The organism is Steroidobacter sp., assembly GCF_036402275.1.
Lineage (GTDB): Bacteria > Pseudomonadota > Gammaproteobacteria > Steroidobacterales > Steroidobacteraceae > Steroidobacter.
In genome coordinates this window covers 68,332-88,384 of the sequence record NZ_DASWTF010000028.1, presented here as the reverse complement: position 1 = coordinate 88,384, position 20,053 = coordinate 68,332, and the positions used below count along the sequence as shown (strand labels likewise).

Here is a 20,053-nt window from a genome sequence, read left to right as displayed (position 1 = left end):
CGAAGCGATTTGTATACAGCAGGCGAGGCGGGGAAGAAACATTTCGGGCAGAAGGCCCGGGACGGGACGGATGGCGGCTAACTCAGCGCGGCGACCTCGGCGATCCTGGTTGGAGCAACCAGTACGAGGTCGGGAGAACGATCAGGTGAGCCATGCAGGTCTGGCTAGAACTGCATGAGCTCCGCGGACACGACTTCCACCTTCGAGGCGCAGCCGAGCGCGCGGGACGCGCCCGGCGCCAGGATGAACTCTTCCTGCATCTCCTTGGCGCCGACGGCGGACCACCGCACCACCACCTTGACGCTGAGATAGGTATGTTGACTGGTCACTACCCAGGAGTGATTGAACTCGTCGCACTGCCGATCGGACATCGGCTTGACCAGATCGGTGGCCGCGGGCGTCTGAGCCGCGCAGATTCCTGGCAGCATGGCGGCGAATGCCAGCACTACGGCCGTCAACAGCCGCGTGCCCCCCTGAGTTTTTTGCATAGTGCGTCCTTTTCTGCGCGCTCGGCGCAAATGAGACAGCTCGTTATCCGAATTATTGAGTGTGCAGGATGGTCCGCGGCGGGCCCTCCTGCCTGCTACTTTCCTCACAATTATTGAAATCCGCAAGAGCTCGTTGCCCGATAACTGTGAAAGCCGTCAAAGAGCTGTCACACGAGCCGCCCGAACCACCGCCCCCCGGCTAGAGCATGCGCTCGTCGCGCTCGACTTTCCCGCGCGGCGCGGCCGGGTCGCAACTACAAACAACGTAATTGATCGCCACGAAGCACGCAGTTGTCCGGCGGCCCATACTGCCGCCAGTAGCCGAACAATCCGAGCCGTGAGAGCAGTTGCTGGAAACGCGAAGAATCGCGGAATGGGGCCATGTCCTTCAGCCACAAAGCGCCCCACCCACTGCCGATCATCCCCGAGGACGCGAGGCGCTCGACGGCGCGTTGCGCCACATCGTGTGCGATATCGATGGCGCCGAGCGTCGTGAACCAGACCATCAGCCGTTGCGCCGTGGACAGATCCAGTTCCTCCGGCTGCAGTTTCTCCTCCCACGCTTGCAGCGCCATGATCGCGCGAGCGCCGCGCGACTCATCGGACTTGGCCCGGAAGAAAGCATGGATCGCTTCGAACCCTCCGGCGGCGCGCGACGCGGGCGACAAGGTTTCGGTCAGTTCCCGTGCGGCCTCTTTGAAACGACCGTCGCAGGTGGCGATCTGCGCACGGACTTCATGAACTTCGGCGAGGCTTTTGGGATAGCCGTTCGCGACGGCGATGTCGATCCACTTGCCCGCTTCCGTGCTCTCGCCGTTGATCAACTTTTGCGCACCGAGCTGAAGCGCCAGCAGCGGCGACGCGGGCGCCAGCGCATACGCGTGTTGAATTTCCGCTAATGCCTGACGCTCGTGGCCAACCTGACGGGCGACATACACCGCATGGAATGCAAGCGAGTCGGGATTTCCACCCACGGGCGCCAACGCCCTGCGCAGCAGCGCCTCCGCTTCGATCCATCGGCCATAACATGCGTTAATCAACCCGAGCACGCCATGCGCCCTGGAAATCGACGGATCGAGTGTGAGCGCGTGACGAGCATCGCGTTCTGCATCACACAGCAGATTGGGTGTGCGACAGCCATCCGCCGCTCGATGCGCCCGCGCTTCCGAGCCCGCATACCATGCGCGCGCGAAGTTCGGGTCGCGCGTCACAGCAAGATCGAGAAGTTGAATGGCGGTTTCGAGGTTGTCTTCGGTCGGCTGAGCACGCAGCGCCATCGCTTCAAGATAAAGGTGATAAGCCTCGAGATCCTGCGTCGGCGCCTTGCGTCTCGCGCTTCCCATGGTGAAATGACCTACGACTGCGTCGACGATCGCCACGGTGAGCTCGTCCTCGACCCCGGATAGACCGTCGCCGCCGCGCTCGTAACTCTCGGACCAGAGATGATGACCGGTGCGGCCATCCACGAGTTGCGCCGTCACCCGGATGCGCTCGCCGGCGCGACGAATGCTCCCCTCCAGGACCGCGTCCACGCCGAGATCGCGAGCGATCTGACGCACATCCACATTTCTGTCTTTGTACACGAAGGTCGAGGTGCGCGAGGCCACCTCCAACCAGCGCACGCGTGCGGACGTGTTGATCAACTCCTCCGCGAGCGTCTCTCCCAGATAGGCACGGGCGGGATCGCCGGTCAGATTCGAAAAAGGAAGAATGGCGATCGAGATCCGCGCCGCCGGGATCGTTGGCGATACGCTACGCGATTCCTCCGTGGATTCATCGACTAGGCGCACTTCCGCGACGAAGCGATAACCCCGACCGGGCACGGTGACGATATAGCGATACTCGCCCGGCCGTTCGCCGAGCACCCGCCGCAGCACGGAGATGTTCTGGTTGAGACTATTTTCCTCGACCACCACGTGGGGCCAGATGGCCTTCATCAACGTGGCTTTGTTGAGCAACTCGCCGGGGTGCTGCACGAGATACAGCAGCGTGTCGAAGGCCCGGGAGGTCAGCGGCATGACTCGAGCGCTGCTCTTGAGCAACAGCAACCGCTGCGCCGCGTCGAGACGAAAGTCGCCAAACTCGTAGACCACGCGTTCGGACGCCATGACGGACCGGAATCGGAAGAGCTCGGAATCTTCGAAAAGCCTGGCGTCCGTACCCACGCGAATTCTAACGCCGCGTCACTCGTGATCAACCTGTTCTGAAGAGCGCCAGCGCTCTCTGACGGTCTTAGCCCACTTGACACGCGGCAGCGGGAGCAACCGACGCTCCCTTATATCATTTGTCGCGACCGAGAATTCACAAACCTTCATCGTGTTTACAAAGCGGTTTCACGGCGCGCGCTGCAAGTTATGGCCCGAATCCGTCGCCCATACCGCCGGCGGAAATGGGGTTTTCATCCAGGAGAAATCATATGCACGCTCTCGTCAAATCGGCTCTGGCTCTATCCGTGGGCGCGACGCTCCTCGGGCATTCGCTTCTGGCGCAGGCCGACCATCGCATCGAAACCGTCATCGCCGTTCCCAGCATCAAGGTCAGCTACAGCGATCTGGATATTTCTAAATCTTCGGGTCTCGAACTGCTCTATTCGCGCATCCAGCATGCAGCAAGATCTGTTTGCTCTTTCGACGATCAGGCGCCGATGGAACTGGCGAAAGGGCAAGCGGTGAGAACGTGTTATCGGAGCGCGGTCGATAACGCAGTCAGTCAGATCAACCGACCGATGCTCACCGCGTTACACCGTGTGAAGAGCAGGCAGGCGTTGGGTTGAACGGACGATGCAATCGCAAAACGGGCGGATGACGAACGGCGTCATCCGCCCCAGCTTCCTCGAACAATCACTCCTTCCCAGCCACCGCCCGTTCAATCAGCTCCGCGACCGGCGCGGGATGGGATGTCATCACCACGTGTGAGGCGTCCTTCACGACGACGGTATCGCGTGAACCGCCCCGCTTGGCCATGAATTCCAGAGCCGCGGCGGGAATGTTTTTATCGGCGGTGCCGTAGACGAAGTAGGACGGCAACTGCTTCCACAACGCGTGCTTGCTCGCTTCATTCAACGCTGCCTCGGCGATCGGGCGCTGACCGATGGCCATGAGACGCGCGTCGGATTCAGAAACGTCGGCCGCGAACTGTTTCCAGAACTTGTTCTGGTCGATGTACAAATCTTTTCCTCCATCAGGCGTCGGCACCGGCGGGGCAAGCGCACCGCCTAAGGTTCCGCCGGGGAACTTGCCGGCCAGCTGCGCGGCGCTCTCGCCGACTTCGGGAGCGAAGGCGGCGACATAAACCAGCGCCTTCACCTTCTGATCGCGAGCCGTCACGTTGCTGATGACCGAGCCGCCGTAGGAATGACCGACCAGCACGACTGGGCCAGGGATGGCGTCCACGATGCTAGACACATAGCGAGCATCTTCCGCCACGCCGCGCAGTGGGTTGGCGGCGGCGACGACGTTTATGCCATCGGCTTTGAGTCGCGCGGCCACGCCGTTCCAGCTAGACGAATCGGCAAAGGCGCCGTGGACGAGTACGACGGTCGGCGATTGCGCCGGTTCAGCGGCCTGGGCCTGCGCGCCTGAAATTGCGATAGCGGCAGTGAGAGCGGCCGCGAGGTTCTTGATCTTCATCGTTTGCTCCTTGAGTTGGTTTGCGATGCGCCGTTTGGCTGGGAAGCACTGTAGTGGTTCGCGCCCTTCGCAAAGTCACTGGGAGTCCTGAAGACTTGATCGGGAGTCTGGATCCACCTCAATCGCGTTCAAAGGCGCTCGTTGTTCTTCAAGAAGCGGGGCGTCGCCGCTTGCGAGGATGCCGTCTCCACTCACCCCCGGAGCGATCCAAGATGCAACGCGTGAACTATGTGCAACAGTCTCCCGAGCTGTTCAAGCAATTCGCCGAGATCGGCAAGACCCTGAAGAGCAGCTCCATCGAGCAACCGATTCGCGATCTGGTGTCCATCCGGGCTTCGCAGCTGAACGGCTGCAGCTTCTGTCTCGACATGCACGTGAAGGAAGCGAAGATTCACGGCGAGCGCGAGCTGCGCCTCTATCACATCGCGGCGTGGCGCGAGTCCACCCTGTTCGCGCCCCGCGAGCGTGCTGCCCTCGCCTGGACCGAGGTGGTGACCAAGCTCCCCGAGCAAGGCGTGCCGGATGACATTTACGAGCGCGTGCGCGGCCAGCTGTCTGAAAAGGAAATCACCGATCTCACTTTCGCCATATGACCATCAATTCGTTCAATCGCCTGGCGATTGCCTTCAAGACCGTGCCGGGCTCCGCCGACGCCGCGTTCGGCCTGGACAAGGCCGGCTTGAAATAATGACTGGCGGGGGTCAGCGGGAAGCTCTCGCTGCCCCCGTCGGGCCGCTCAGTATGTGATAGACGCCCTATTTCGGAGACCGGCCGCTCACTAGAGTGCGACTTGCCATAAGAAACACGGACAGGCAGGCACACGCATGAGCGTTCGATCGACGGGGTTGATTTCCTGGACGATGGGGTTGTGGCTGGCGGCGCTGGCCGGAGCGGCGCCGGCCGCCGGCGACGTTTCCCCTTCCATCTGGGTTCAGCAGGAACAACGACGGTTCGGTGAGTTGCTGGCGAAGCAACCGGCCGATGTGCTCGTCGTTCCCTTCCAGGTGCAGGGCCATGGCCTGGACCCGGCGGAGCGCACATTGCTAGCCACCACCGTGGCGGACCACATTTCCGCCACGACGGCGCTGACGGTCGCCGACCCGGTGCTGCTTGGCCGCGCGTTGGGAGAAGGCAGCCGCACATTAGCGACGCAAGACATTCTCGCCGTCGGCGACCAGGCGCGCGCCCGATACATTCTCATCGGCAGCGCCGGCCACGACGGCCAGGGCAAGCTGCGGATCCAGCTCAAGCTGCTGAGCAAAGACGGCACTTGGAAAGAAACGTCGCAACGCGACTGGCCGAATCTCGCGCTGAGCGACGAGACCCCGCCCTATCAGACCATCACTAAACTGTTCGCCGACATCGACTCGATGCTCGGCGCGCAATCTCGGCCCGCCGCCAGCCCAAAGATCTCGGTTGCTCCAGTCACGACACTTCCGACGCTCGCGAGCGTGATCGCCGCCAAAGGACCCGCCGCGCAGAACCTGCACGTCGCTCAGCTGCTAGCCAGTCTATATCCTCGCTTTCCGGAGGCAGGACAGGAGCGCGCGTGGGTCCAAACGTTACGTCTCGCGCACACCGTCACGAACACCGATGGCAAGCAACTGGCGATCGCCCGCGCGTTGTTCCATCTTGGCCGCAGGCCTGCCGCTCTTGCCGCACTTGGCGAGCCTCGCAACAGCGCCGAGCACGCCTTACGAGAAGCGCTTAACGGCAACCTGCCCGCGGCGACTCAGCATGCGCAGCGAATCAAAGATCCCGTGCAGCGCTTGATCGCCCAGATCGAGTTGCGTGATCTCCGCCTCGCCTATGGCGCGGCCAATGCGGAAATAGAAGTCGAATCGCTCTCGAAGTTGGTGCCGGTAAACACTGAGTGGCACGACCTCGTGTACCCACGAATCCAAGGCGAAGGCAGTGTCTGGGGCGTGGAATCCACCATTCAAGCGTATTCGCGCTTCTCCGCCCTCTTTGATCCAGGAGCCGCCCCTGTCGAGACCGTGCGACGCGTGATCGAAAAGTTCAAAAAGGATCCCGCGGCCGCGGAGCTCGAGCTAGGACAGATCGCGTTCGGCCAGTACGACACTCTGGTCCGCGCACAGAATGTTCCCGCTCGTGGCATCGAACCGCTGATGCGATGGCTGATGATGGACCTCTATCACGCACAGGTGCTCACCGATCTGCTCGGGAACATCTATGTCACATTGGATGCGCGCGTCTCGCTCGATGATGCCAATGCCGAGCTCGCCCGATACGACGGCGTACTGCGCGGACATCCCGATTTCACCGCGGCCCGGGCACGCCTGGCGTGGCGCGAATACGCGCGTTGGCGCGGGCAGCAGCGGGCCCAGTGGCAAACGCATGCGCTACGTCATTCCCTCGATGCGTTCCATCATTCGAATCGCCTGAGTCGCGCGCTCGAATATACCGAACGGCAAGCCGCTTCCACGCCTGAGATTGCCGCCATCCTGGATCCGGTGCGCACGGAATATTTCTGGGATTGGCCGATCTCCAGAACCTGGGTGCCCGCGAACGTTCGCGAAGACCGCCAGGCCATGCAGCGCTACGCCGACGCTCTCGCGAAGTACGCGGTCACCGAGTACTCGACATTCTCGTGGGTCGCGCAACGTCCAGTCCTCGCGGACCGACAGAAGATGCTGTGGCAAGCGACCGAGAATCGCTTCGATGGCGCGCCGGACCTGGTACAGGATCGCGCCGGGAATTTCCTGAGTCGATTCGATTTCAGCAGCGCGGAGCAAGTGCTGCGCCGGTACGTCGACACACGTTCGCTGAGTATCGGACCTTATCAAGGCTACGCCCAACTCCTGGTCGCGCAGGGACGCCACAAGGAGGCGTCGCAAATGTTGAGCACGTATCCCGGATTTGCGGAGGACTCGGGCGAGAATCGAGTGATGTTGTCGAACACGGCCGGTGACCTGGCCTGGTTGTGGTGGCCCATCGGCCAGTTCGAGTACGCCATGCCGATGTTTCAGCGCTCGGCGAAATACAACACCGGCTCCGCTTACTCGCTCACGTCCGCCGCCATCCTGACGTTGGATGCCGGCGATCCCAATGGCGCCGCCAATCGTTATATGCAACAGGCCCGCCGCTACTCCGACCTGAATGCGCTCGATCAATACTTTCAGCTGATCTTCGCGCTGGGGCGCCCGGAAGAAGCGTGGCGCATCTACGACGAAGTCTATCGTGACGGCAATGGCGGCCGCGTGATTGCCTCGATCGTCAGTGGCGTGCGGGTGCTGGGCTGGAGCGATCGCCGGGTGCTCGATTGGTTGCTGTTCGAGAAAAACCGGGTGCTGGCTGACGGCACCTTCTTTTACGCGCCGCCTGCCGCTGTGGCGGCAAGCATCATCGACCGCGATCCGCAGGATCTACCCGCGGTGGTGGATGCGTTCAAGGCGCCTTCTCCGTACGAGATCGATGCCCAGGCGGGCAAGATCGTCGGACGCGGCGATCCGGCCGTCGCCAATCGGGGCCAACGCCCGATCTGCGGCCCGTCGCGTTACGCGGGAACCGTGGACACCGGCTTAGGTAGTCGCACAAACATCGACTCGCACCTCGTGTATTTCGCGAAGGGCTATCAAGCTCTCCATCGCGGGCAGTCGGCCGAGGCGTTCAATGCCTTCGACGAAGCCGCGCGTTTGTTCGAAATGTATGGACACCGTTGCGAAGACGTCCGGTACCTCCTGCCCTACCTGGCGCTGACGGCGGCGACGGTCAAGAACAGCGCCGCGCTGGAGGCATACCTGAAGAACGTCGCCTATGTGGACCGCAGCTTCAACTACCAGCTGGCGCTTGGCGTTCTGGCCGCGGTCAATTCGCAGCCTGCGGAAGCGGAGCGTTACTTCGAAGCCGCCCTGAATCGCTGGACCTTCGATCGTTACGCGCCGCTGCCGCCCGACTATGTCTACGCGGATGTGCTCGAGCGGCTGTACAAACAAACGAAGGTGGAGACCTATCGCGAGCGCCTGGTGCGCTGGGCCAAGATCCGCCAGCGTGTCGCTCCCGCGGACGCGTGGCCGTATGCAAAAGAATATCGCTACACCCGCGTGGCTGCCGATCAGGAGCGCGCCTTGGGCATGGCGCTGTATCTCGACAAGCAATCGGTCACTCTAACCGGAGTGTCCGTCCAGGAAGCCGCCAGTGCGCAAACTGCCCTCGCCCCGAACAATCAGTTCCTGGCGTGGCGCAAGCAGGGGCAAGGCCAGAAAAAGGCTCAGTCGGCGCCACGCTAACGCGTGGCGACCGCGCCGATGTTTATTTCCAGACTTCCCGACGCGCGAACTCTCGCTCCAGTTCGGCTTCGTCCTCCCAGCGTCGCGTCGGGCCTTCGTATCCCTTCGCCGTAGCCATGGCGATGATGCGGCCCTGACCGAGGCGAAGCGTGTCGGGCTCCACCGCTGCGATGGGATCGGCGAACGCCTCCTCGGGAGCGATGATTTTCCAGCCCTTGCCGCGCAGCCTGGCGACCAGGTCGCCGAGATAGAGCGCGGCAAGATCGTTTTCATGCATCAACAACACGTGTCGGGGCGAGCGTCCGAGCTCGCTGCGCGCGACGCCGTCGTAGAACTCGATGCTGTCGGTGAGCAGGTCCACATAGGCTGTGCGCAGACGATCGAAGTCGATCTTCTTGTCCGCGGCGACGGCGGCTTGAAACATCCGGTCCATGTGCCAGTCGTAGGTATCGACAGTCACATAGGCCGATCGATGATCCATCTTTCGTAACTCGCTGCGCATCCGATCGCGCACGTCGACGGTCAGCCCTTCGCGCAAATACGGAAACCGGAACCAGCGACGGTAGTTGGGGAACTTCTCCAGTATCTGGGTCGCCGTGCGAATATCGGCCAGGAACGGCTCGACGCCCACCTTGTGCAGATCCGCGTGCGAATGCGAATGGTTGGCGAGCAAATGTCCTGCCTGGACATATGCCTCGATGCGTTCGGCGCCGGCGGCATCCATGCGCGCCGAATTACAGAAGAACATCACCTGCTCGACCCGAGCCTTGGCGAGCGTGTCGATCAATTTAGCGGTCCGCGTGCGACCGTCGAAGTAACTCGAGTCCGGCAGGGGCGCATCGTCGATGGTGATGGCGATGGAACGCGCTTCGTCGCCAGCCGCCGACGCCGCCATCGCGGCGAGCACGAGAAACAGAAACAACCGTTGGATCACTTGCCGGAACTCCGTGGACACCGCGCGCGTAAGTCTCGCCGCTTTTCCGCCGATTGACCATCCCTGTCATCGTGGTATTGCCACATGCGCCTTGGGTTGTCAGTATCCGGCGCTCGAACGGATCGCCCCTCACTGGAACAGGGTACCTATGACTGCCGTAGCACCGTCGACCACCTCGAGCATGGACCAGTATCGCTGGGCGCACGCGGCATGACCCTGCTGAGCATCGCCGCGGCAGTCGGCCTTCTCATTTTTCTGATCGCAGCCGGGCGTGTTCCGCCTTTCGTGGCATTCATCATCTCCTCGATCGCCGCGGCGCTGATGCTGGGCATGCCGCTGGAACAAATTCCCAAGAGCATCGAGCGCGGCATCGGCGACATGCTCGGGCCGCTGTCCATCATCATTTGTCTCGGCGCGATGTTCGGCAAGCTGATCGCGGACAGCGGCGCGGCCGAGCGCATTTCTCAGTCGCTGATCGGGCTGTTCGGCGAGCGGCGGATCCCGATGGCCATGGCGCTGACCGGTTTCATCGTCGGCATCCCGCTATTCTATAACGTCGGCTTCGTGCTCATGGTGCCGCTGATTTTCTCGGTGGTTTACCGCTCGAAACTGCCGGCGCTGTACGCGGGCGTTCCCATGCTCGCGGGCCTGTCGATCTCGCATGGATTTTTGCCGCCTCATCCTTCCCCCGCGGCGCTGGTGAATCAGTTCGGCGCCGACATGGGCGTGACGCTGATCTACGGTTTGCTGGTGGGCGTGCCCACGCTGCTGGTCGCAGGGCCGCTATTCGCTCTGTCACTGCGCAAGGTCGTCGTGACCCTCCCCGACTTTTTCAAGCCGACAGAAATGAACGAGGCCAATCTGCCGGGCATCTTCAACAGTTTCGCGTGCGCGCTGTTGCCGGTCGCGCTCATCGCCAGCGCGACGGCTCTTTCGTATGCAGACCTCAGCGAGCAGACGCGCACGGTCGTGAGATTCATCGGCGATCCGATGATCGGATTGTTGCTGTCGCTGGCCATCGGCACCTGGACGCTGGGCCTCGCACGCAATCTGCCATTGCGCAAGTTGATGACCGGTTATGGCGAAGCGGTGCGCGACATCGCCGCTATCCTGCTGATCATCGCCGGCGCCGGCGCTCTGAAGCAGATCTTCGTGGACAGCGGCGCGAACACCGATCTGGGCGCATTGCTGGCGAACCTGCCCATCCATCCGCTGGTGTTGGGCTGGCTGGTCGCGCTGGTGATCCGCATCGCGCTGGGTTCCGCGACGGTGGCTGGCCTCACCGCCGCCGGCATCGTGGGCCCGCTCGTTCAGACCACCGGAGTGGATCCGAACTGGATGGTGCTTGCGATCGGCGCGGGCAGCCTCATGTGCTCGCACATCAACGACTCCGGCTTCTGGATGTGCAAGGAATACTTCAACCTGAGCCTGAAGGACACGTTCCGCTCCTGGTCGTTGATGGAGACCATCGTCGGCACGGTCGGACTGATCCTGATCCTGTTGTTCAGCGCCTGGCTGTAAGCCGGGGTATGATCGTCTACGGTATTCCATCCGAGCCTCATTTATTCGAGCCAAGCGGCTCCCCATCGCCATGAGCATCGTCGTCCGTACGCTGTCCGATCGCGTGTTCGAAGTCGTCCGGGAACAGATCCTCAACGGTAAGTTGCCCAACGGCGAGCCCATCCGGCAGGACGCCCTGGCCACCGAGCTGGGCATCAGCAAAATCCCGTTGCGCGAGGCGCTGGCGCGCCTCGAACAAGAAGGCCTGCTGATCAATCACCCCAATCGCGGCTACTTCGTGCAGGCGATGTCGCGCGAGCAGGTGGATGAGATCTATGCGCTGCGCCTTTCCATCGAGCCACCCGCCGCGGCCTACGCTTCGCAGGTCGCGACCGACGATGACCGGGCCCACGCGACGCAAGCGTTCACCGCCCTCGACACCGCCGCTCACAGCAACCTCGCGGATGTCGCCGTCCGTAATCGCGAGTTTCACATCGCACTGGTGGAGCCGGGCCGCAAAGTCCTCACCACGCAGCTGGTCGAACGCCTGGCCGTCCTGGCCGAACGTTATGTGATCGCGCATCTCGCACCGGCCGGCCGCGATGCTCGGGCTCACATCGAGCATCGGGCGCTGTTCAACGCCTGGCTGGAACGCGACAAGCGCAAGGTGGAAAAGCTGCTCAAGGAACATATCCAGGGCACGCTCAAGGACCTGCGTGCCCAGCTCAAAAACGGCGACTGATCAGAACTCCACCGTCATGCCGAAGTACACCAGGCGCCCCATCGGATCGTAAACGCCCGGATAGGTGTTGCCGTTGCCGAAGGAGCTGAGCAGGCCGGCCGCGATCATCGGCGGATCCCGATCGAACACGTTGTTGATGCCGGCGCGGAACTCCACCGAATCCACGAACCGCCAGGTCGCGGCGAGATCCATGTAGCTGTAGCCCGCGATGCGACGGTTGACGGATACCGGATCGCCCTGCAGGAACTCGTTGCTGGAGTTCGACGACAACAAGGCCGAGCCGAAGTAGCGCCAGTTGGCCGACACGGTGGTCGAACGCTGCGGTGAGGTCCAGGTCAGGCGCACATTGTGCCGCCACTTCGGCGTGGGCTGACCGCAGGTAGGACCGAACAAGCCCACGCAGTTGTAACTGCCGAGGCCCGGCAACTGCTCGATGCGGCGGCTGTTCAACGAGGTGCCGACGAAGGCGACATTGAACGAGCCCAGGTCGGGCGCGCCCGGCAGCAGGCTGCCCAGGTCGAAGTCATACGTGGAAGTGAAATCGATGCCGGAGGTCTGCAAGTAGCCGGTGTTCTGATTGGTGGCTTCGATATAACCGTTCGTGCCGAACAACACGCCCGACGCCGGATCGCGATGGAACAGATCGCAGAAGAATTGCGACCCGGTCTGGATACATTGATTGATGACGGTCGGCGCGTCCACCGCACCGATATAACCATCCACGAAGATGTCGAAGTAGTCCGCCGAGAACGCGAAGCCAGGCAGGAAGGTCGGCGTGAACACGAAACCGCCCGTTATCGTATCGGCGATCTCCGGCTGCAGGGCCAGGTTACCGCCACCGAGCGTTACGCAAGTATCCGCCGGGCATTCCGGGATCAAGCCGTACTGCGCCTGAGTGACGCCGCTGCGCATGCAATCCTCGAGGCTCGCCGAGGGATCTGCTCCGGAGCAGGGATCCTGAGCGGAGACATTGCCGAGCGCCTGCGCGGCGAACAGCTCTGAGATATTCGGAGCGCGCACGGCGCGGTTATAACTTCCGCGCAGCTTGAAGGAAGGCGCCGGGGCATAACGCAGCTCGAACTTGTAAGTGTCGGCCGTGAAGCTGGTGCCGCCGGCGATCGAGTAATCGGAATAGCGGTAGCCGAGAGCGATGGCCAACTCATCGACGCCCGGCTTGTCCGAGACCAGCGGCACATCGGCTTCGATGAAGAGCTCTCTGACATCGAAGTCGCCCGCGTTTTCCTGGGTGCCCTTCAACTGCGCGAGCGCGTCGGCCTCGAACGTCAGCTCTTCGGTTCGGTACTCCGCGCCGGTGGCGATAGCGATACCGCCAGCGGCAAACGGGCTGCGCAGGCCATACTGCTCCAGATCGCCGTTCACATACACGTTGGCGACGCGCTGGGTCTGTACGCCGTGAGTAAACGTCGGCGACAACATGTAGCCATAAGCCTCATCGCTGATGCCGAACGCCGTGAACACATTCGCGGGCACGCAGCTCGGATCCGTACCATCCACCACCGAGCGACAAGTGGGAACACCGTCGACGTTCACGACCTGCAACGCGCGAGCGCCCTTCACGAGGTCGAGATCGTTCTTGTAGCTCTCGTCGTAGACGACCGTGGAATACAGGAAGCTTGCGTCGTAGCTCCAGCCCGAGGCGATCTCGCCCCTGGAACCGACATTCAACCGGTAGTCGGTGTGACGCAAATCGTCACGGCGTGCACCGCCGGCGCCAGCAAAGCGATAACCGATGAAGGTATTGACGTTGGTCGGCGTGCCCGCGGCCGCGCCACACAGGATCGAGGCCTGCTGCGCCGACATCAACGGGTTGTCGCAGTTGATCGGATAGACATTCCCTTGGAAATAAGCGCTGGGCGCGGCCTGCGAGAATGTATGGTCGTCCATGAACATGAGGCTGCCATACAAATTCATGTGCTCGTTGTAGTCGTAGTGCGCGAAGCCTCCGGCAGTGATGCGCTTGTCCGAGCGCTGGATGTAGTTGGTCGGCGCGTAGTTGTAGAGGAACGAGCTGTCGTACGGCACCCAGGTGGCCGCGCCGTCCTTGGTGTTGTTGAACGTGCGGCCGTTGTTCGGACCGCCCAACATCACGAAGCTGCCCCACTGGTTGTTGCTCGATCCGCCGCACACCAGCGCGTCGTTCGCCTCACCGCCGAGATTCAGGCCGCAGGCCGAATAATCGCGCGCGTCCTGAGTCACGGGATCGAGCTTGCGGTAGCCGAAATACAGGGTCGCATTGCCCTTGCCGTCCGCGCTGTTCAGGCCCATCGCGACGTTGAAATCGGCACGGCCGCCGTCCCACACCGACGAATCCGCCAACTCATAGTTCGCGTTCTCGACGACCTCGCGCGCATATTTGTTGTCGTTGCGATGCCAGGCCGAGCCGTATTGCGCGGAAATCCGCACTCCATCGAGATTCTTGTTCAGGATGAAGTTGACGACGCCAGCCACCGCATCGGAGCCGTAGACCGCCGAAGCGCCCCCCGTCACGACGTCGACGCGCTCCACCAGCGCGCTGGGAATGAAATTCACGTCCGCGGTCTCGACCGGCAACATGCGCTGGCCGTCGATGAGCACCAGCACGCGTGACGAGCCGAGATTGCGGAGGTTCACGCGCGCCGTGCCGTCAGAACCGTTCGAGCCGTTCTCGTTCGAGTCCGCGGTGAACTGCGGCATGCGATTCAGCACCGACTCGACGGTCGAGGTGCCTTGATATTTGAATTCTTCGGCCGGTAGCGCCGCAATCGGGCTGGCCGTTTCGTAGTTCGCGCGCTTGATGCGCGAGCCGGTGATGACGACTTCTTCGAGCGGGACGGCCTGATCCTGAGCCTGCTGCGCCAGAGCACTCGGCGCCCACACTCCGACTGCGCATGCAGTCATCAATACCAGTTGCAAACGACCTGCCAGCGTTGGCGGTCCCGAGTTCTTGTTGCCCATATGAGCCCCCAAAAATGTCGTTCTGAAAGCCAGTCGAAGCCTGGGCGCATTTAAGACATGTCTGAGTTAATAAATCAAATACGTTATACGATATAACCTAGAAATATTTACAACTCTTTGTTTTTCCACTGGGAGACAAGTGTCAGCCGTGTGACAAACGACGCGAAATGGAGACAACGTCGCGGTGGCGTCACGTTGGGGGTGTGGGCGCTCGGGTCCGAGCCCCAGGTATATCGTATACAGTTCGCGTCCGACCAGTGTAATCTGCGGGTCCTGGGTTTAGTTTTGCGCTACTGATTTGTCTGATTTGTCGCTGTGAGCGATGGAAAGGAGCACCGATGACTCGATCCTCCCTGTTCACCGATCGCCGCGCGCTGCTCAAAGGTGCGGCGGCCGGTGCGATCGTCGCCGGGCTGCCGTGGTCTGGCAGCTGGGCAGACAAGGGCGTGCTGCCGACGAGCGCCAGGCCGCTGCCACTCGGCGATGTGCGCCTGTTGCCATCGCCATTCGCGGATGCCGTCGAAGCGAATCGCAAATATCTGCTGCAGCTGGAACCGGATCGGTTGCTGCATAACTTCCGCAAATTCGCCGGCCTCACGCCCAAAGGCGAAGCCTATGGCGGGTGGGAAGCCGACACGATCGCCGGCCACAGCCTGGGCCACTACCTCTCCGCGTTGGCGCTGATCCATGCGCAAACCGGCGAGCCGGAAGCGAAACGGCGCGCGGAATATATCGTCGCGGAGCTGGCGGAGGTTCAGGCCAAACAGGGCGATGGCTACGTCGCCGGATTCACGCGTAAGCGCAAGGACGGCACGATCATCGACGGCAAGGAAATCTTCCCCGAGATCGTGCGGGGCGAGATCCGCTCGGCCGGCTTCGATCTGAACGGCTGCTGGGTGCCGCTCTATAACTGGCACAAGTTGTTCGCCGGTTTGTTCGACGTGGACACCTACTGCGGCGGCAATGCGCGCGCCATCGGCGTCGCCGTCGGCCTGGGTGGTTACATCGAGAAAGTCGTGGCTGCACTGAATGAGGAGCAGCTGCAGACCGTGCTCGACTGCGAGCACGGCGGCATCAATGAGAGCTTTGCGGAGCTCTATGCCCGCACCAAAGATGGTCGCTGGCTGCAGCTTGCGGAACGGATTTATCACAAGCGCGTGCTCGATCCGCTGGCCGCTCAGCGCGATGAGCTGGCGCAACGCCACGCCAATACCCAGATTCCAAAGTTGATCGGCCTGGCGCGCCTGCACGAGATCACCGGCAAGCAGGAGCAAGCCGTGGCGCCCCGCTTCTTCTGGAAGACGGTGACGACCGATCACAGTTACGTGATCGGCGGCAATTCCGATCGCGAGTATTTCTCCGAGCCGCGCACGGTCGCCGGGCACATCACCGAACAGACCTGCGAGGCTTGCAACACCTACAACATGTTGAAGCTGACGCGTCACTTGTTTTCGTGGCAGCCCTCGGGAGCGCTGTTCGACTACTACGAGCGAGCGCACCTCAATCACATCCTCGCGCATCAGGATCCGGCGACGGGCATGTTCACTTACATGACGCCGCTGATGTCGGGCGCCAGGCGCGAGTTCTCCTCGCCCACCGACAGCTTCTGGTGTTGCGTCGGCTCGGGCATGGAAAGCCATTCCAAGCACGGCGATTCGATCTGGTGGCAAGCCGACGACATGCTGCTGGTCAACCTGTTCATTCCGTCTCGCGCCACATGGCAAGCGCGCGGCGCGCAGTTCGAGATGACCACGCGGTATCCGTATGAAGGCACGGTCGACGTGAAGGTGGCCGCCTTGAAGAAAGCGCAGAAATTTGCCGTCGCGCTACGCGTTCCCGGCTGGGCTAAAGACGCTCAACTCACCGTCAACGGCAAGCCGGTCGAAACGACCAAAGACGCGGGTTATCTCATCGTTCGCCGGCGCTGGCGCGAAGGCGATGCGCTCGCGTTCACTCTGCCTCTGGAACTGCGGCTCGAAGCGACGCCGGGCGATGAAAATACCATCGCCGTATTGCATGGCCCGATGGTGCTCGCGGCCGACCTCGGTCCCGCGGACAAACCGTTCGAGGCCGCGGCGCCTGCGCTCGTCGGCGCCGATCTGCTTGCGGACTTCAAAGCGGTCGAGCCGCAACAAGCGATTTATCGAGCCGGAACGATTGCGCGGCCCACCGCCCTCACCTTCTCACCGTTCTATAAGAACTACCATCGACGCAGCGCTGTTTACTTCCGCCGCTTCACGGACGCGGAATGGGCCAATGAAGAGCGTGCATTCATCGCCGAACAGGCGCGTCAAAAAGAGCTTGCTGCCCGCTCGGTCGACGTGATGCATCTGGGCGAGATGCAGCCGGAACGCGATCACGAGCTCACGTCCGAGATCTCCTATCCCGTGACCTACCGTGGCCGCAACGGCCGTGACGCGCGCACCGGTGGCTTCTTCGCGTTTCGCATGAAGGTTCGGCCGGGCCCGCTGATCCTGCAGGCCACCTACTGGGCCGACGAGCGCGCGCGGAAATTCCACATTCTGGTCGAGGGTCAACGCATCGCTACGCAGTCCTTGCGTCCGGACAAACCGGTGTTCTTCGACGTCGACTATGAGATTCCGGAGGCGCTCACCCGTGGCAAACAAAGCGTGCTGGTGCGGTTCGAGCCCGAACCCGGCAACACCGCGGGCCCGGTGTTCGGCTGCCGCATCTACACCAAGAATGCGAATGTGACGGCGGCGCTGATCTGATCGATGCTCCGGCGCGCTGAGAAATTAACGCGCCGGACTCAGTTGGACCGATACTTCGTTCTTGCCCAGCGGAATCACATAGCGGCCGCGCTGTTCGCTGGCCGCTGCGCTGATTCCATAAGAAGCGCCTGGCTTCGTGCTTTCAACTCGAAGATGCCCTCGCGGCGTGAACGCATCGGCGGCATCTAAATGAACATTCACGCCGCCACTGCTCCGGTCGTACTCGACACGCGCGAACTTGCCCGCTTCCAACGTGAGCCATAGACCCGGCTCGGCAAGAAACACTCGTGAGCGAAAGCCATCGCGCGGCATGAAACGAACGATCGAGCCCTGCTCCTGAACCGCGCCACCGAAGCCCACGTTGCCGAACACCGGATGACGTGCGAGATAGCTGCCGATACCGTACGCGTAACCGTAAAAGGCGGTGCCATAGTCGCCGTTGTAGCCGTCGAACCTCATCAGGTCCGGATTGGAGTGAAACGCCGCGGAGCCAAAGCCTTCCTGATCGATATTTGTCAGCGTCCCCATAAGCCCGCCGTATGCGACACGGAGCAAATGAAGGTCACTCGGATCTCGCCGAAACGAATCGAGCAGCGGCAGCGCGTTGTTCGCCGAGCCATAGTGATGGATCTGTCTCTCGAGCTGAGCGGTCTTACCGGCGTACATGAAATCCCAGTAGCGCCGGGCATTGCCGTTATAGCCCCAGCTGGGAACGGTCGGGTCATACCCCAGAATGACTTCCCGGGTCAGCTCGGCCTTGGCGGCGTTTCCGAAGTAACGCATCCACGCATACACCTCGGGCTGTCCGGTCGAGTCCCACGGCATTTCGCTGCCGAATGGATATTCCTCCGCGGCCCAAGCATCGGCCCGCTTGCGCATGGCCCGTTCGAGTTGCCCCGCTTCGGCCTTCATGCCTTCATCCTGAAGATCGCGCAGGATCTCGACGAACACCTCGCCTTCCATCTGGCCAAACTTCGCATACTCGGGCGCGAGCCGCGGCATCGCCAACGCCGTTCGATAAGCGCGATCGAGATACCAACGCCAATCGTGCGCCTTCACCAGACCTTCGTGATAACGCGCCAGCCGGTACAACACCCAGTGCGCGGCCGCGACGTGAACGTAATTGAACGAGCGGACGACGGAGTCCGCCTGTGACTTCCGCCACGCCGACCAGACAGTCCAATTCACGGCTGGGTCGTAGCTTGCTCCCTGCAGAGCTTTTGGTTCGTAGTAGAACAAGCTCTTGCGTACGCCGAACTTCTCGGGATCTTGATTGACTTGCAAGCGTCCGTCCAAAGTCTGCGTGACGAATCGCTCGAACTTCTCGACCTCGGCGGCGCTCGGTGCGCCGAGTTGTTTCATGATCAGCGCAAGCCACGCGCCAGCGCCGCCTTCGTCGCTCAGCCCCGCCATCCACACGCGCTGGTCCTGGAGTACGACGGAGTTGCGCTCGCGATCGAAGGTCATGATCGACGGCCCACGCTTGAACGGATCGCTAGGATCGTCGTACCAGTGCCTGGTCGCAAGAAACCGTCCCAGATCCTCGAGCACGACGGCACTGGGTTTGGTCACGAAGTAATGAACAGCCTGCCGCGTCCCGTCCTGATACGTAACGGTCAGACGAGAGCGTCCCCACTGCCGCCCCGTTACCCGATATCTCGACCAGCCTTGCACACCTTCGGCGGCAGTGATGTCGAGTGCACCGGCCGGATGCGAAGCAATCGAACGAACCGACTGACGCGAGGAAATCCAAAGATCGCCGGCCAGGTCGGTCGGCAGCACGTAACCCGGGATTCCCACGGCCACCGGACGAGCGTTCGCGGCGAGCGTGCTCTCGATATCTCGAATCGATTTCGAAATCAGAAACTGCACACCGAAGCGGCGGGTCTCGCCCCGACGAAGCGTGACCGCCGTCGGCTCATTCCATTGCTCGGCGCCACGCCACTCCCGCTCCGCAAATCCCCGGCTTGCGGCCATCCAGGTATAGAAGCCCTCGAACGTCTGACCGCGTGGAGTCGCGTCATTCAGCAGCAGCGCCTTACCCTGCTCATCTTTCTTGTCGGCGATGGGGCGATAGGCTTCGAACGGCGTTCCCTGTTCGCCGGTGACAATCAGCGCCGGACCTTGGCCATTGAGGCGGGTGACTTGCAGATATCCTGCATCCAGCCCGATGTAGGGATCCGCGAAGCTCGCCTCCGTATGCGCCTCGGCAAGCGATCGCTTGGCAAGCACATTGTCGAACACCATCGCGAGCCCGACACCGCCGAGCTCGATGTCTCGCTGACCTTCGTTGGTGAGCTCGAAGCGCAATGACAACTGGCCGCCCTCGTCGATCCGCCAACGCCGGACGACCCGCAAGCCGAGCTCCGTCGGCAGAGACAACGGGAGCTCAGCCGCCGCCAGCGTCGTTCCATCGCGTGGTAATTGCTTCGTAGCTTGGCGTCGATACGCCGTCGAATAGTCGCGCCACTCGGCTTCCCCGGCAGCGCGCAGGCGCAGGTCCAGATCTCCCAAATGGTAGTAGCCGTCGCCAGTGCGGGTGAAACGGGCTTTCGACGGCGCAAAGTCGAAGCCATCGCCTTGCTTGGGCTTCAGCGACAAGAGTGTCTGCGACGACGAGTCGAGCACGATGTCGAAGTCGCGAGTCTGCAACTCGAGCGTGTCTGCCGTGCTCCCGAACGAAGGCTGGACGAACAACCACGCTCCGGCCATCGCAAGGATCCAGCGCATGTCGATCGCTCCGTTGCAGCATTTAGTATACTAAATACTATGCAGTGCGAAGCGGCCTGGCAAGCGCGCCGCAGGTCTGGTCCATTTCCGCTA

The 20,053-nt window shown here is 62.1% G+C and carries 11 protein-coding genes and 1 pseudogene; 6 read left to right on the top strand and 6 right to left on the bottom strand.

Annotated features, from left to right (window positions below):
- Positions 1-164: 164 nt before the first annotated feature.
- The gene (locus VGD45_RS13160; RefSeq protein ID WP_331155771.1) at positions 165-488 is read right to left on the bottom strand and encodes a hypothetical protein; all 324 of its coding nucleotides are present in this window, start codon (positions 486-488) and stop codon (positions 165-167) included.
- 254 nt (positions 489-742) lie between these two features.
- Complete coding sequence (locus VGD45_RS13155; RefSeq protein WP_331155770.1) at positions 743-2,596, bottom strand: winged helix-turn-helix domain-containing protein; 1,854 nt, start codon at positions 2,594-2,596, stop codon at positions 743-745.
- 308 nt (positions 2,597-2,904) lie between these two features.
- On the opposite strand from VGD45_RS13155, the gene VGD45_RS13150 reads away from it, so the two are divergent.
- On the top strand, positions 2,905-3,261 hold the full coding sequence (locus VGD45_RS13150; RefSeq protein WP_331155769.1) for a UrcA family protein: 357 nt from the start codon (positions 2,905-2,907) through the stop codon (positions 3,259-3,261).
- Positions 3,262-3,328: 67 nt separating this feature from the next.
- On the opposite strand, the gene VGD45_RS13145 is transcribed toward VGD45_RS13150, so the two are convergent.
- Positions 3,329-4,117 carry an alpha/beta hydrolase gene (locus tag VGD45_RS13145; protein WP_331155768.1) on the bottom strand — a complete coding sequence of 263 codons (789 nt, stop codon included), beginning with the start codon at positions 4,115-4,117 and terminating at the stop codon, positions 3,329-3,331.
- A gap of 212 nt (positions 4,118-4,329) precedes the next feature.
- On the opposite strand from VGD45_RS13145, the pseudogene VGD45_RS13140 reads away from it, so the two are divergent.
- Both VGD45_RS13140 and VGD45_RS13135 read left to right on the top strand, forming a co-directional pair.
- Positions 4,330-4,805, top strand: a pseudogene (locus VGD45_RS13140) (carboxymuconolactone decarboxylase family protein).
- Positions 4,806-4,941: 136 nt separating this feature from the next.
- Positions 4,942-8,367 carry a hypothetical protein gene (locus VGD45_RS13135; RefSeq protein WP_331155766.1) on the top strand — a complete coding sequence of 1,142 codons (3,426 nt, stop codon included), beginning with the start codon at positions 4,942-4,944 and terminating at the stop codon, positions 8,365-8,367.
- Positions 8,368-8,389: 22 nt separating this feature from the next.
- Here VGD45_RS13135 and VGD45_RS13130 read toward each other — a convergent pair whose 3' ends face one another.
- A complete protein-coding gene (locus VGD45_RS13130) occupies positions 8,390-9,301 on the bottom strand; it encodes a polysaccharide deacetylase family protein (protein WP_331155765.1) in 912 nt (303 codons plus the stop codon).
- A 210-nt stretch (positions 9,302-9,511) separates the two neighbouring features.
- Between VGD45_RS13130 and VGD45_RS13125 the strand changes: the two genes are divergently transcribed.
- Together VGD45_RS13125 and VGD45_RS13120 are read left to right on the top strand one after the other, a co-directional pair.
- Entirely contained in the window at positions 9,512-10,822 is a 1,311-nt protein-coding gene (locus VGD45_RS13125; protein WP_331155764.1) for a gluconate:H+ symporter, read from the top strand.
- 70 nt (positions 10,823-10,892) lie between these two features.
- A complete protein-coding gene (locus VGD45_RS13120) occupies positions 10,893-11,543 on the top strand; it encodes a GntR family transcriptional regulator (protein ID WP_331155763.1) in 651 nt (216 codons plus the stop codon).
- Here the strand turns inward: VGD45_RS13120 and VGD45_RS13115 are convergent, their stop codons facing one another.
- Positions 11,544-14,498: a TonB-dependent receptor plug domain-containing protein gene (locus VGD45_RS13115; RefSeq protein WP_331155762.1), complete on the bottom strand. Its 2,955-nt coding sequence runs from the start codon at positions 14,496-14,498 to the stop codon at positions 11,544-11,546.
- 338 nt (positions 14,499-14,836) lie between these two features.
- On the opposite strand from VGD45_RS13115, the gene VGD45_RS13110 reads away from it, so the two are divergent.
- Positions 14,837-17,230 (top strand): glycoside hydrolase family 127 protein, encoded by a 2,394-nt coding sequence (locus VGD45_RS13110; protein ID WP_331155761.1) that lies wholly within the window; start codon positions 14,837-14,839, stop codon positions 17,228-17,230.
- 24 nt (positions 17,231-17,254) lie between these two features.
- Here VGD45_RS13110 and VGD45_RS13105 read toward each other — a convergent pair whose 3' ends face one another.
- Entirely contained in the window at positions 17,255-19,960 is a 2,706-nt protein-coding gene (locus VGD45_RS13105; protein ID WP_331155760.1) for a DUF5695 domain-containing protein, read from the bottom strand.
- Between the last annotated feature and the right edge of the window lie 93 nt (positions 19,961-20,053).